5 protein-coding genes are annotated in these 13,710 nt (G+C 73.0%); all 5 read right to left on the bottom strand.

The features are described from left to right. Positions 1-22: 22 nt before the first annotated feature. Positions 23-1,468 carry a hypothetical protein gene (locus G6O68_RS25600; protein WP_165251508.1) on the bottom strand — a complete coding sequence of 482 codons (1,446 nt, stop codon included), beginning with the start codon at positions 1,466-1,468 and terminating at the stop codon, positions 23-25. 217 nt (positions 1,469-1,685) lie between these two features. Beyond that, positions 1,686-3,014, bottom strand: a complete 1,329-nt coding sequence (locus G6O68_RS25605) for a serine hydrolase (RefSeq protein WP_165251509.1) — start codon at positions 3,012-3,014, stop codon at positions 1,686-1,688. 414 nt (positions 3,015-3,428) lie between these two features. After that, positions 3,429-4,946, bottom strand: coding sequence for an RNA polymerase sigma factor (locus G6O68_RS33370; protein ID WP_165251510.1), 1,518 nt, complete (start codon positions 4,944-4,946; stop codon positions 3,429-3,431). Between the two features lie 330 nt (positions 4,947-5,276). Continuing rightward, entirely contained in the window at positions 5,277-7,568 is a 2,292-nt protein-coding gene (locus tag G6O68_RS25615; protein ID WP_165251511.1) for a hypothetical protein, read from the bottom strand. Between the two features lie 499 nt (positions 7,569-8,067). Next, positions 8,068-13,131 (bottom strand): PVC-type heme-binding CxxCH protein, encoded by a 5,064-nt coding sequence (locus G6O68_RS25620; protein ID WP_165251512.1) that lies wholly within the window; start codon positions 13,129-13,131, stop codon positions 8,068-8,070. Positions 13,132-13,710: the final 579 nt, after the last annotated feature.

Below are 13,710 nucleotides of genomic sequence, written 5' to 3' on the forward strand. Positions count from 1 at the left end.
GGGCCGGCCGCGCGCCCCTCTCTCACCGCCCGGCGCGGCCCTTCGCGACTTCGGCGCGCATCGCCTGGAGCCTCGGGAGCGGCGTGTGGGGGAATTCGGTCCAGCTGGTGAGGGCGTCGCCGAGCGTCTGGAACTGGGCGTGCGACTCGTCGTGGCGGCCGGCCCAGTACAGGAGCATCGCGTACTTGCTGCGCGCCCGGGCGTCCTTGGGGTAATGCTTCAGGTATTCCTCATAGATCGGGCCGACGTCGGCCCAGACCGCCGCCTGCGAGAGGTAGGCGGTCATCGCCGCGGGCGCCATCAGGGCGGCGCGGCGGTAGTGGGCGTCGCCGGCGAGCAGGGTGATGCCGGTCCGCCAGTTCCCGGTCGCGCCGCAGGCCCGCCCGAAGGCGATCAGCTCGTCCCACGAGCCGTGCCACTTGGGGTCCAGCCAGTCGAGCTTGGACCAGCAGGCCGCGCGGTGGTCGGGGTTGACCTCCATGGCCCGCTCGAACCACGTCTCCATCGCCTCGCGGTCGCCGCCGGTCGACTTGTCGATGTCGATCAGCAGGTTGGCGACCTCGGCGTCGGGCTGGAGCTTCCACGACGCTTCCAGGGCCTCGCGAGCCCTGGCGGCCCGCTCCTCCAACGTTTCGAAGCCCCCCTTCGGGACGTTCGGGGCGAACGCCTTCGTGCGGGCCTCCCAGCCGTAGGAGTACCAGAAGTTGCCGCGGACCTTCAGCCGGAGGGCCTCCAGCGAGGGGACCTCGGCCAGCGCGGCGTCGACCCGCTCGTAGGCGGGCGCCGCCTCCATCCCCAGCGCCCGATAGGCCGCGATCAGGCCGTTGAGCATGACGTACCACTGGCCCTCCCAGGCCCAGGAGCGGTCGTCGTGGGCGGCGGCGTCCGGCAGCAGCGCCAGGGCCGCGTCGTAGTGGGACTTCGCCCGCTCCTTCAAACTTTCTTCCTCCTTCGCGGCCCACATGAGGCCGTCGGCGGCGACGGAATGGGCCACGGCGCGACGCAGCCCAGCGTACTTGCTGGCCGCCATCGCGTCCGCCGCCTCCTCCATCCGGGCCGCGTACTCGGCGGGCTTCGCGTCCCTCGGCAGGTCCGCGACGCGCCGGATCAGGTAGCGGATCAACGGGTCGTCGCAGCCGGCGTCGACGGCCGCCCCGGCGGGCGCCAGGATCTCGGCGGGCTGGACGATCGGGTCCACCTGCAGGCTGAACATCCGCGCGGCCTTCTCCAGGGCCTCCCTCGCCTTCGCGTCCCACCGGGGATCCCGCTCGCCGACCTTGTCATACGCCCCGGCGAGCGTCCGCCGGTTCCAATCCAGCCACTCCCGCGCCCGCCCCTCGGACTTCGCCCGATCCTGCGGCACGACCATGACGACCGAGGTCGACCCGTCGGGCACCCGCGGCGTCCGCAGCCAGGTGGCCCAGACGAACACCAGCAACGCCATCAACCAGAAGGACTTTCGAAGCATTTGCGGGCGACTCCAGGCGGGTCTCGACCGGACGGGCGAAGCTCGACGAACGACCTGGACACCCCGGCCCCGGGACGCCCCCGGACTCGCGAAGTCCGAGAGATCCCCATCGCCACTCGGCGAATCGGGCCGAGGAGTCTCCATGAAGCGAAGTTAAGATATTGCAGGAGTATCTTGCATGCAAGAATCTTCGCGAGATGGAAACACAGCCCCCGGCTCACGCTTTCGGGGCCGCGTGGTGCAGGCGTTTCAGCAGGTCGAAGCCGATCGCGTCCACGTCGCCGGTCGAGTTCGCCAGCACGACGACGCCCACGTTCGACCCTGCGACGAACCCCAGGAAGCTGCGGTAGCCCCCCGTGCCGCCGTTGTGCCAGAGGGCCGTCGCCCCGCCCCCGAGGTCCGACTCCTGCCAACCCAGCCGCGCCCGGGAGGCCGGGGGGACGTAGCCCGCGACCATCCCGGCCGCGACCAGCAGGGCCCCCATCACGACGCCCGCCGGGAGCCAGCCGAACCGCGAGCCCCAGAGCGCCAGGCAGCCGGCCCAGGTCGCGAGGGCCGCCCACGTCGCCGACCAGAAGCCCTTCCACGCCATCGCGAGCATCATCGGCAGGTGCACGAGGGCCAGGAACCAGCCGCTCCCCGGCGGCACGGGGACGCCCCGCTGCACCAGGATCGACGCGATCGCCAGCCCCAGTCCGTGCGCCAGCCCCACCCGGACCCGACGCCGCCAGGCGACCGGCCGGGGCTCGTGGCAGGCCCGCAGGGGGGCCTCAAGCGGCGAGCCGGCCGGGTCCAGGTTCGCCTCCAGGAACGTGAGCATCTCGGCCACCGTGGACCGCAGCGCCCCGGCCCCGGCCAGCGAGCCGAGGTCCCAGTTCGACGTCGGCCGGCCCCGCTCGTGGCCCTTCGCCAGCCGCGCCTCCTGGTCGTCGGACGGCTCGATCCCCGTGTCGCTCAGCCCCAGCGGCCGGAGCACCCGCTCGGCCAGCAATCCCTCGTACGAGACGCCGGCCCGCGAGGCGAGCGCGTACCCCAGCAGCCCCGCCCCGAGGTTCGAGTACTTCACCCCGCTGCCGGGCGGGAACGCGAGCCTCGTGCGATTCAAAGAGGCGTGAAGCTCACCCGCCCCATAATCGCGATACGGGTTCGTCCAGTCCTTGACCGTCCTGAGGAAGCCCGACGGCAGCCGGGGCAGCGACGACGCGTGCTGGGCCAGCTGCGCCAGGGTGATCGGCTCGCCGCGATAGTCCGGCGCGCGGACGCCCGCCGGCAGCAGCTCGCCGACCGGCTGGTCCAGCCGGACTTCCCCGCGCCCGGCGGCCTCGGCCAGCAGCAGGGCCGTGAAGACCTTCGTGATCGACCCGATCTCGAACACCGTCGAGCCGTCCGGGACCACGCCCGAGCCCCGGGCCGTCTCGCCGCACCCGAGCACGACCCGCTCCCCCCCGGCCAGCAGCCCGATCGCCAGCCCGACGTTCCCCGACGCGCCGAGGAACCGCGAAGCCCTCGCCCCCGCCTCCGCCGCGACGGCCTCGATCGCCCCCATCGTCCACCTCCCGGCCCCAGTATCGGCCCATCCCCGGCCGAACGCCAGCCGTCTCCATCAAGGCGGACGAACGAGGAGCCGACGCTTCTCGCCGACGATCCAGCAGATCGTCCAAAGCCCTTCCCCCCTGGCGGGGGAAGGTGGCCCGAAAGGCCGGATGAGGGGGAGGACCAGCACGAGAACCGTTCGGAGAGAGGGGCGCGCCGGCTGCCGCGAATCGTCCTTCTCCCCTCGTGGGAGAAGGTGGCCCGAAGGGCCGGATGAGGGGGGCACCTCGAAAAGCCATCGGTCCCTCGCCTCGTCCGCCTGGATGGTCCCCCTCATCCGGCCTTCGGCCACCTTCCCCCACCGAGGGGGAAGGGGGGACAGGTGGACCCGTCAGCCCCCCTGGGGTGAGATCGGTCGGACCAAGCCTCAGCGCAGGTCGTCGATGGTCAGCTTGGCGTCGGGGAAATGCTCGCGGGTCCAGGCGATCAGCCTCTCGACCGCCGCCGAGTGGCCCTGCATCGGGAGGAGTTCCCGTTCCAGCCTCAACATGTCACGCCTCGCTTCATCACGCTGGTCGCGCGTCTCTTGCAGGGCCCGGGAAGCGGCGGCGATCTTCTGATACTCCGTTGGGCCGGAGCCTTCGTCCGCGTTCAAAGCGTCAAGCTCGGCCATGCGTTCGCCAGCCGTGGCCCTCAGCCTCTGGAAGTCTTTGTACGCGACCTGAAAGAGTTTCAACGCGGATTCGCGTTCATCCTTCATGTCCAACAGTCGGGCGAAGAGGACGCGGACCGGCTGGACGACGGCCTCCAACTCCTCGCGCGAGGCGAGGCCGCGCTCGACCAGCTTGAGCCGCGTCTCGTAGAGGCGATAGGCGTTCAACAGCTGGGCCTCGATCTCGCGCAGGCCCTTCGCGTCCACGGCCGACCGGATCGCCGCCGAGGGGTCGGCGGCCGGTGCGGACGCGGGCGCGGCGGGCGCGGCCAGCATGGCGGCGATCCGGTCGAGCTTGGCCTCCAGCGCGTCCAGGCGGTCGGCCTTCGCGGCGGGCGTTTGCGGCGGGGGGGGCTCGTCGCGGGGGGCGGGCCCGTTCAGGCCGCCGCCGGCGACGGCCAGGGCCCCGGCGGTGAGGCCGACGGAGGCGATCGAGAATCCGAGGAGCTTCCACGGGGATGGGGACATGGTCGCGAGGACTCCCTGGGCCAGGGCCGCGGCGGGCCAGGCGGTGGAGGATAGGGAGGAAGCCGGGCCGAGGAATCGGCCGGCGGCGGCGACCGTCGTCGCGACGAGCGACGGCGGGGCGGGGGGGAGCAGGTCGACCCGGGCGAGGGCCAGGCACGCGGGGGCGTCGATCCCAAGCCGGGTGAGGCGGCCGTGCAGCAGGGCCCGGGCCTTCGCCATCCGGCTCCGCAAGGTGCCCGACGGCCAGCCCAGCTCGGCCGCCGCCTGGTCGTAGGTCCGGCCCTTCAGGTGGAGCACCAGCGGGGCCCGATACTTCTCGGGCAGCCGGGCCAGCTCGCGGTCGAGCGTCTCCAGCGCGTCGTCCGCCGGCCGCTGGGGCGCGGCGACGGCCCGGTCGAGCCCGACGTCTTCCCCCTCGCGGGCCCGGCGCTTGAGCAGGTCGGAGCGGGCCCGGAGCGCCACCCGGCGGGCCACGCCGTAGAGCCAGCTCGAAAGGGCGTCGCCGTCGCGGAGGCTTCCCCCCTTGCGGACGAGGACCAGGAACGTCGCCTGGAACGCGTCCTCCACGTCGGCCGGGTCGCGCAGGTAGCGCCGGCAGAGCGCCAGCACGAGCGGTCCGTGGCGGTCGACGAGCGTCTCGAACGCCGACTCGTCCCCCTCGGCCCGATACCGATGCAGGAGCCGCGCGTCGCCCCCCGGCGGGTCCACCCCGTCGCGGAGCAGCCGCTCGACATCCCGCACCGCCCGCCGTCCCGACGTCCGCATGAGCAAGTCTCCCTCCCCACGAAGCTACTGCGGCGAGTCGCCCCGCAGGTCTCGATTTCCGGGACCGTCGTCGATTTTCTCCCGCCCGTCGGCTCCCCGATCTGCGATCCGGCGACATCATCCCTGTTGGAGGATTCCCGTTCCTTGACATCCCGACCGGCAGATCATCGATCCCCGCGACCCGGGGAAGCGTCCCCGACCGCATCGCAGGTCATGCGAAGCGCGCCGAACGAACCCAATTTTCCAGGGCCTCCAAGGCCGCCTTGACGCATACCCCACAAGGACTTGCGTCCGATGGGTTCGTTTCCGGGCCGGCGCGAACGAAGCCGATCATCCGGCGGCGGGCGGGGCCTGGAGGTCGGCGAGGAGTTGCTTGAAGTCGTCGCGGGGACGGAGGGCGTCGAGGGCGGGGTCGCGGCGGTAGAAGTCGAGGCGGTCGTACCCCTGGGCGACGGCCTGGCGGAGGGCGGCGACGGCGCGTTGGGCGTAGACGTCGCGGCGGAGGCGGTCGGCGGGGGTGAGGGCCGGGTCGTCGGCGTCCTCGATCGGCTTGCCGCCGTCCTTCACGCCGATGAGGGTGAGGCCCAGGGCGAGGTTGCAGGCCAGGGCGTAGGAGTCGGCGGCCTCGCGATCCTTCCGGCCTTCGAGCAGGTCGGCCGCGCCCTGGAAGGACTTGAGGGCCTCGGCCGCGCGGCCCTCCTGGGCGAGCATCCGGCCCCGGAGCTGCCGGGCGAAGGCCAGGGCGGCGGCATACCGGGCCTCGTCGGGCCGCTCGACGATCAGGCGTTCGAGTAGGTCCCGGGCCCGGTCCGCGCGGGCCATGGCCTCGGCCCGCTGGCCCCGGCCGCGGAGGATCTCGGCTTCGAGGTTGGCGACCGAGGCCAGTTCGGCCCGGTACGACGAGGCGGCGGGGAAGCGGGCGGCCAGGTCTTCGAGGATCGTCGAGGCGCGGGCCAGGGCTTCGGACGCCGGCGGGATCGCGCCGGCCGCGAACTGGATGTCCGCCAGGTCGACCAGCCTCGCGGCCGTGTCGAAGGCGACGCGGGGGTCGTCCCGGGCCGTTCCCGGGGTCGCGTCGAGGGTCTGGATCGCGCGGTCCAGGGCGATGGCCGCGGCGGGGAGGCCCTCGTCCAGGTCGCTCATCGTCCGGGCCATCAGCCCGTAGGCCGAGGCCAGCGCCAGCCGCGTCTCCAGCCGGTCGGGCTCCGAGAGGTTCAGTTCCTCCAGCAGCCGGATCGCCGACCGGATCGGGGCGACGGCGGGCTCCACCTCGCCGCGACGGCGGCGGATCTCGGCCTGGTCGAGCAGGACGCCGGCCAGGCGGCGGCGGATCCGGGGCTCGTCGGGGAGGGCCTCGGCCGCCTTCCGGTAGCCCTCGCCGGCCGTCTCCAGCGCCGCCAGCGCGGCGGCGACCTCGCCCTCGGGGACCTTGGCCCCGGGGTCGAGCGCGCGGCCCAGGCCGGCGCGGGCCTCGGCCAGCCGCTCGTGGAACGTCGGCTCGCCCGGGCTCGATTCGGCCAGCCCCTTCCACAGCCTCTCGGCCTCGCGGAAGGAGGAGTCCGCCTCCGCCTTGCGGCCCAGCGCCAGCTGGATCGCGGCGACCCGGCTGACGGCGTCGGCGGCGTCGATCGTCGCGCCCGGGCCCCGGTCGGAGTCGGCTTCGACCATCTCCCGTTCGTAGTAGCGCCAGGCCTCGGCCAGCAGGGCGCGGCGGAGCGAGGCGGCGTCGCCCTCGGCGGTCGAGTCGTCGGCCAGGCGGTCGAGGGCGGTCGCCAGGGCCTCCCGCGCCCGGTCGGACGAGGCGGCGGCGCGGTCGCGATCGCGGCGCAGGGCGCGGGCCTCGCGAGTCGTCCAGACGCCCCAGGCGGCCGCCGCCAGGATCGCCGCCGCGAGGGCCGCGACGGCCCCCTTGCGGCGTCGGGCGAAGCGGACGACCCGCCCCCATTCCGAGGTCCGCCCGGCGCGGATCGGCAGGCCGGCGAGGTAGGCGTCCAGGTCGTCGGCCAGGGCCGCGGCCGAGGCGTAACGCCGCTCGGGCTCCTTGCGGAGGGCCTCCAGGACGATCGCGTCGAGGTCGCCGCCGATCGCCGCGCGACGCTCCCGGGGCGCGGCCCGGCGGGGGCGCTCGGGGGCCTGCTCGCTGATCGCGCGGGCCGCCGCCGAGGGGTCCGACGGGTCGACCGTTATCGGCGGATTCCCGGTCAGCAGCTCGTACAGGACCACGCCCAGGGCGTAGACGTCGGAGGCCGTCGTGGGGGGCTCGCCGAGGACCTGTTCCGGGCTGGTGGCGGCGTGCAACGCGTCGGAGTCACCCCCCTCGGCCGGGATCTCGGCCGCCTCACCCGCCTCGGTCGCCCCGAGCCGCGAGGCCGATAGGTCGCCGAAGACCCGGCCCCGGCGGTGGCCCTCGTGGACCATCCGGCAGGCCGCCTGGAACAGCCGGATTCGCGCGGGGACGTCCAGCCCCAGGCGCTCGCAGCGGGCCGCGATCGGCTCGACCGGCCCGTCGTCCGCCTCAGGCTCCGGCCGGGCGCCGGAAGTCGCCTCGGCGGCGATGGCTTCCATCAGGGCGTCGTCGATCGGGTCGGGACGTTCCGCGAGTTCCTCATCGGCCTGGCTCATTGGGCGGACGCGCTCCCGAGACGATTCCATGCGACGAACCGGACCGCCCCCGTTGGACGCGGGCGGTCGGCCGGTCCCCATCATAGCGTCTCGGATCCGCCGCGGGCGACCGAGCGGTCGGAGGTCGTCGCGAACCCAGGGCTCCGACGGCGATCCGGGGTGTGACGTCTCACGGCCTTCCCCCCTGGCGGGGGAAGGTGGCCCGAAGGGCCGGATGAGGGGGAGGACGAGCACGAGCGCCGTCCGGAGCCTCGACCGGGCGGGACGCGGGATCCGACGGCCCCCGTGCTCGTCCTCCCCCTCATCTGACCGCTTCGCGGTCTGTCTTCCCCCGCGAGGGGGGAAGACCGTTTCGCCGCCGCGTTCCGCGTGTTCGAGAGGGACGTCCTGATTTCGGGCCCCCGACGTCCCGGTCGCGGCGAAAGAGGCTCCGCGCGGAACGACCCCGGGGCGGGGGCCCCCGGGGTCGTCGTAGGCGTCGAGATCGGGTCCGCCGCGATCAGTGGCCGGAGCCGGCGTGGCCGTGGCCGGTCGCGGCGCCGTGGGCCGGGGCCTTGGCCTCGGCGTGGCCGGCGTGGTCGTGGCGGAAGAGGGGGTTCTTGGGGTCGCCGGCGGCGGCGACGTAGGCGAGGAGGTCGAGGATCTCCTCGCGGGTCATCTTGTCGAGCAGGCCCTTGGGCATGATCGAGACCGTGGATTTCGCCCGGTCGGCGACGTCGGCCTTGGCGATCCGCCGCGGCTGGACGCTGGCCAGCGGGTTCTCGACGACCTGGATCGCGTCGTCGTCCTCGGCCACGATCAGGCCGGTGACCACCTGGCCGGACTCCAGGCCGATCGCATAGCCGGCGTACTTCTCGTTGATGGACGCCGAGGGCTCCAGGATGTTCTTCAGGAGGTCGGCCAGGCCCTGCTTCGGCTCCAGGTTCGCCAGGTCCGGCCCGAAGTTCGCCCCCACGCCGCCGAGCTGGTGGCAGGTGGCGCACGAGGCCAGCTGGAAGAGCTGGCGGCCGTTCTGGAACGACCGGCCGGCGTCGCCCGTCAGGGTGGCGAGCGACGGCTCCAGGTCGTCGAAGGTCCACTCGGTCCGGGGCCGGCTGGACTTGAGCAGCTCGTCGGCGACGGGGAGCGGGTGGGCGGCCAGGTAGCCTTCGGGCGAGGCCAGGTACTCGTCCAGGTCCTCCACGACGTAGAGGGCCCCGTACATCCGCCGCCAGTGGCCGGGATACGTGCAGACGTAGGGGAGCACGCCCGGGGTCGTCGGCGCGGTGAAGGCGATCCGCTCGACCTCGCGGGACTGGAGCAGCTTGCTGGCCAGGACGATCTTGTCCGAGGGGGGGACGTACTGCCGCTTCATGGCGTCGGGCTGGAGGCCCGTGCGCTCGGCCAGCTCGCCGACCTCCTCCAGGGCGCCGGCCTGGGTGATGACGAAGTTGTGGGGCATCACGTCGACGTTCTCGAAGACGAACTCGACGGGCTTGCCGGCCTGGACGACGATCCGGTCGACGTCGTACCGCATCTGTTCGAGGACGGTGCCGACCCGGATGGCGCGGACGCCCAGGTCGCCCAGGGCCTTGCGGACGGCCTTCGCCTGGTCGGCGGGCAGCCGGGCCGCGACGAGGTCGCCGAGTTGCAGCGCGTCGAGCGCGGCGGGGGTGCGGCGGTCGGCGACGGGGATGTCGGCGACCTGGGCCAGCAGGGCGTCGGCCAGGGGGCTCAGCTCGTCGGCGGGCCACTCGGCCGTCGGCAGCTTCTGGATCGCCACGATCGCGGCCGGGCGGTCGACCCCCTCGCGGATGAACCGGGCGAGGGCGCGGAAGGTCTCGGCCTCGTGGCCGCGGAGGGTGGTCAGGGCGTCCATCGCGGCGCGGCGGACCAGGCCGGCGGGGCCGTCGCCGCCGTACTCGAAGCGGGCCGACTCGTCGGGCGCCGGCAGGTCCTTCCGCCGGTCGACGACCTGGCGGGAGGAATCCAGGAGGGTCAGCTCGTAGCCCTGGAGCCGCTGGCCGAGGGTCCCCTCGGTGCGGTTGCGGACGACGATCGCCTCGACGGGGACCTCGGCGCCGAGGTCGACCTCCCACCAGGGGGAGTCGGTCGCCTCCCGGGTGTGGGTCTGGCCCGCGTCGCCGTAGACGCCCGAGGCGTTGCCGTCGATCGCGCGGGCGGCGTCGCCGCCGTTGGCGGTGTTCACCTGCGAGGCCTTGCCCTGGCGGGCGACGTTGCGGCCGTCGCTGTAGACCTCGACCTCGGCCAGGGTCAGCGTCCCCTTGCGGGGCAGGGCGACCCGGACGTAGCGGCCGACGGCCCCCTTGGCCGACGCGCCGGAGAGCCCCTCGGGGAGGCCGCGGAGCAGGGGCTCGACCTTCGGGAAGAGGGCCGAGCGGACGATCGGGTCGCGGATCAGCGGGGTCGCGGCGAGGATGTCGCGGAGCGAGCCGACCGATCGCGAGGCCAGCTCCCAGGCGGGATCGGCCGAGCCGTCGGCGGCGATCATGGCGGCGTAGCCGATGCGGCGGGCGATCGGCGACTTGCCGGCGGTCGCCAGCTTCTCGGCCTCGGCGCGGATCGGGGCCAGCTCGGCCCGGTCGCGCTCGCCCAGCAGCCGGGCCAGCTCCATCGCCACGGCGTCGTCGAGGCTCGCGGCTCCTTCGGCGTCGCGCGCCGCCAGGTCCTGCAGCAGGACCTTCGCGGGGGCCTCGCCGACGAGCGCGGCGAGGTCGGCCAGGGCCTGGCGGCGGTCCTCCTCGCGGAGCCCGGGGCGGAAGAGGATCTCCCGCAGGACGGGCCGCGAGCGCTTCATCTGGATCAGGTCCTCGGGCGCGGCGCGGTCGAGGAAGTAGCGGGCCGCGGCGTCGCTGCGGAACTCGATCGTCCGCCCTTCGCGGAGGGCCTTCTTGACGACCGGCTCCAGCGCCCGGAGGGTCTCGCCGCGGGCGTAGTCCAGGTAGTAGTCGGTGGCGCTCTCGGCGGTGGTCAGGGCGACGTCGAGGGCGTCGGGCTCGTCGAAGAAGCTGGCGGCGCGGACGACCTCCAGGCGGACGCGCGGGTGCTCGTCGCGGGCCAGCTTGCGGAGCACGTCGAGCGCGTCGGGCGTGCGGTCGCGCCAGCAGCAGAGGACCCGCACGGCCGCGGCGCGGGCCCGGGCGTCCTCGGCGGTCAGGCAGCGCTTCAGCAGCTCCAGGTTCGGGACGTCGTACGTCTGGTGGACCCAGAGGGCCTCGAGGACGTGGTGCTCGCGGTCGGGGTCGGCCGGGTCGAGCTTGGCGACCCAGGCGGCCAGGGCCGGGAGGACCTCGGCGGCGTCGCGGGCGCACAGCTCGAACTTGGTCCGGTAGCGGACGCGGTCCTCGGGCGACTTCAGCAGCTCCAGCAGCTCGGCGACCGGCCGGCCGGCGATGGCGGCGGGGGGCGAGAGCGGGCGGCCCTCGTGGCTCACGCGGTAGACCCGGCCGTGGACGACGTCGCGGCTGGGGTCGCGGAGGTTGTGCTGCATGTGGCCGATGATCGGGTTCTGCCAGTCCACGAAGTAGACCGCGCCGTCGGGGCCGGTCTCGATGTCCACCGGGCGGAAGTTGGGGTCGGTCGAGAAGACCAGGGGCTCCTGCTCGACGGCCGTGAAGCCGGAGCCTTCGTCCTGGTAGCGGTAGCGGTGGATCCCCTGGAAGCCGATCACGTTGGCGACCAGCAGGTCCCCCTGCCAGTCGTCGGGGAAGTGCCTGCTGGAGAGGATCTCCGTGCCTCCGCAGGGGCGGGTGCGCTGCTGGAAGTAGGGCTTCATCGGCCGGTGCTTCTCGGGGAAGTCCAGGTGGCCGGAGAAGGCGGCGGCGAAGTAGTTGACGTTGCCGGTGCCGTCGGTCACGAAGTCCTGGCCCCAGCGGTCGAAGACGTGGCCGTGCGGGTTGGCGAATGGGTAGGTGACGTAGACGTCGATCTTCTGCGAGCGCGGCTCATAACGGAAGACGCCGGCGTTGGCCAGGCGGACGGGCGGTCCGAACGGGGTCTCGATCTGCGAGTGGTGGAACGTCCCCTCCTGGAAGTAGAGGTCGCCGCCGGGCCCGCTGCGGAAGCTGTTCGAGGTGTGGTGGGTGTCGGCCGAGTCGAGCCCGCTGAGGACCCGCGTGCGGACGTCGGCCACGTCGTCGCCGTCGGTGTCCTTCAGCAGCATCAGGTCGGGCGCCTGGGCGACGAGGACCCCCTGGGGGACGATCTCGAAGCCGGTCGGGCAGTGCAGGTCGCTGGCGAACGTGGTCTGCTTGTCGGCCTTGCCGTCGCCGTCGGTGTCCTCCAGGATCAGGATCTTGTCGTTCCGGGGGGACTTCGGCTTCCAGTGCGGATAGGTGGGCCAGCAGGCGACCCAGAGCCGCCCCTTCGCGTCGAAGGTCATCTGCATCGGGTTGGCCAGGTCCGGGAACTGCTCCTCGGACGCGAACAGGTTGACCTTCAACCCCTGGCCCGGGGTCATCTTGGCGATGGCCTCCTCGCCGCCCAGGAACAGGTGCTCGCCGTTCGGGCCCTCGCCGGGCTTGTTGGTGACCACCGGGATGAACGGCGGGGTGTTGGAGTCGTCGACCGGCGGGGCGTCGCCCTTCTCGGCGATGGCCCAAATCCGCCGGTCGCGGTTGGCGGTCATGGCGTCGAGGACTTCCATCTCGCGCTGGGCGACCACGCGGTTGGTCTGGTTCTCGACGAACGCGAGGTCGGCGCGGCCGCCGAAGATGGAGTAGCCGTCGACGGTCCGGTAGCGGTTGAACCAGATGTCGCTCTTGTCGAGGACGGCCTGGCGGAGTCGTTCGAACCGCTCCGGATCCTGCTTCTTGACGTCGCCGAACAGGGCCCGCTCGACGACCTCGGCGATCAGCCGGTCCCCCTCGGAGGTCAGGTGGATCCCGTTGAAGGTGAGGGGCTTCTTCGCCTTGGCGTAGAGTTCCAGGCTGGGGTGGAAGAGGTCGATGAAGCGGACGTCGCGGGCCTCGGCGATGTCGCGCATGACGGCCGTGATCCGCTCCAGGCGGACGTTGACGTCCTTGCCGTCGGGGAGCGACGGGTCGTGCAGGTCCTCGAACGCGATGGGCGAGAAGAGCACGAGCTTGGGGGCCGACTCGCCGTTGTACCGCTGCTCCAGCGTGTGCTTGATGAAGGCGTCCAGGTCGGTCCGGAACTGGGCGAGGTTGGCGTACGACTCGTTGTAGCCGAAGAACGCGCAGACGACGTCGGTCCGGTTCTTGGCGAGCCACTCGTCGGGCGTGCCGAACGCGGCCGAGCGGAGCCGGGTGGTCAGCTCGTCGCCCGAGAAGGCGAGGTTGCGGATCGTGAGCTGATGGTCGGGGAACCGGGTGTGGATGACGGTCTCCAGCCATCCGGTGTGCTGCATGCGGTCGGCCAGGGTGTTGCCGATCACGCTGATGTGCGACCCCTTGGGGAGGTCGAGGTTCGGGTCGGGGAGCCGTCCGTCCCTGGCGAATGCGGCCGGAGGCGAGGCCGACGCGGCCCAGCCCGCGACCAGTGCGAGCGCGAGCCCCCAGGCCCCCGCCCGCCGTCGCTCCCCGAAGTGACGGATCGAATCCATAACGCGCTTCCCCTCGATGCCGCGATTCGAAACGACGCCCCGCCGGGTCCCCGTCCGGGCCCCGCAAACCACGCGGCCGCCGATTCACTGCTCGCGAACCCCGATTGTCCGACCCATCCAGGGGAATATCAATCAGGAACTTGAGACTCCCGCCGCTCGGCCGAGGGTCCGCCTGGGGCGTGTCGGGCGGATTCCGGCTAATCTGTCGCGACGGGGGACGAACATCCTCGGAATCTCGAACGGGCCCGGGCGGAGGCGGCCGGGCCATGCGTCCCTCATTCGGAAAGCGACGGCGGCCATCGCGATGAGAAAGTCTACGGCGGCGATCTCTTTGGCATTCATCGGCTCCACGCTCCTCCTCGGCGGCTGCTCGTCGAGGAACCCCGAGGAGGAAGAGGATCGGGCGCGATCCTCGCCCGGGGCCCGGGGGGCCGTCTTCGTCGGCGCCGGGGGCGGCCGGGCGGCGTCCGGCGCGTCGGTCGGGTCGTCGGCCAGGGGCGGCTTCGGCGGCCACGGGGGGGCCTCGGCCTCGTCGTGACGGCCCACGCCGAAGACGACAAGCCCCCCTTCGAGATCCCC

The sequence above is a fragment of the Paludisphaera soli genome, assembly GCF_011064595.1.
Classification (GTDB): domain Bacteria; phylum Planctomycetota; class Planctomycetia; order Isosphaerales; family Isosphaeraceae; genus Paludisphaera; species Paludisphaera soli.